The 1,115-nt window shown below is 49.9% G+C and carries 1 pseudogene; it reads right to left on the bottom strand.

Annotated elements, in window-relative coordinates:
• A pseudogene (locus H608_RS24525) lies at nucleotides 1–1,115 on the bottom strand (hypothetical protein); the annotation flags it as partial.

Raw genomic sequence — 1,115 nt, 5'->3', positions numbered from 1 at the left:
TTCTGTTTGATTGATCAGCGGGTTTACGATCAGGTTGAGTGTTGTTGTACTGTCGCAACCGGTAACGATCGACGGCGTAACAAATGTGGCTACGTTATTACCACCTGCGGTCATGGTTTGCCCGTTCCAGGTGTATGGCAATGCATCCGCACAGATGGTGATGGTTTGTGTTACGGCCGGTGCGGGATTGACGGTGAGGTTAAGGGTAGTGGTACTGTCGCAACCATTTTCCGTTGAGGGCATGGTAAACGTTGCTACGTTGTTGCCGCCGGCAGTTATGCTTTGTCCATTCCAGTTGTAGGGCAGTGCGTCCGCGCAGATCACTATATTTTCCGCCGCATTTTTAACCAGGTTCACCGTGAGGTTGAGCGTAGTGGTACTGTCACAGCCGGTGCCGGCTGATGGCGTGGTAAATGTTGCCACAGCAGTACCACCTGCCGTTATGCTTTGTCCATTCCAGCTATAGGGCAATTGGTTGGAACAGATGGTGATATTTTCCGTTGCGCTGATCAGGGCATTTACTATCAGGTTGAGTGTGGTGGTACTGTCACAACCCGTAACGAGGGATGGTGTGGTGAAAGTAGCTACCCCATTTCCACCGGCATTGATCGTTTGCCCGTTCCAGGTATAGGGCATGCTACTGGCACAGATAGTAAGATTTACGGTCTGATTAATCAGTGGATTGACAATAAGATTTAAAGTAGTGGTACTGTCGCAACCGGTGACCAGTGACGGAGTGGTAAATGTTGCTACAGCGTTACCGCCGGCCGTGATCGGTTGTGCGTTCCAGGTATAGGGCAATTGGTTTGCGCAGATCGAAATGGTTTGCGTGGTGTTGATGAGCGGATTAACAACAAGATTTAAGCTGGTGGTACTATCACAACCATTGACCAGCGACGGAGTAGTATAGGTGGCTACGCCATTTCCTCCTGCCGTTATCGTTTGTCCGTTCCAGGTATAGGGCAATGCATTTGCACAAATGGTAATGGTTTGTGTAACGGGCGGTAAATTGTTTACGACCAGGTTAAGCGTGGTGGTACTATCACAACCGTTGATCAACGACGGAGTTGTATAGGTGGCTATGCCATTGCCTCCTGCGGTTATGGTTTGCCCGT

The sequence above is a fragment of the Terrimonas ferruginea DSM 30193 genome (genome assembly GCF_000425585.1).
Taxonomy (GTDB): domain Bacteria; phylum Bacteroidota; class Bacteroidia; order Chitinophagales; family Chitinophagaceae; genus Terrimonas; species Terrimonas ferruginea.
Note: the sequence above shows the minus strand (reverse complement) of the source record. Positions and strands in the feature narration are given on the sequence as shown.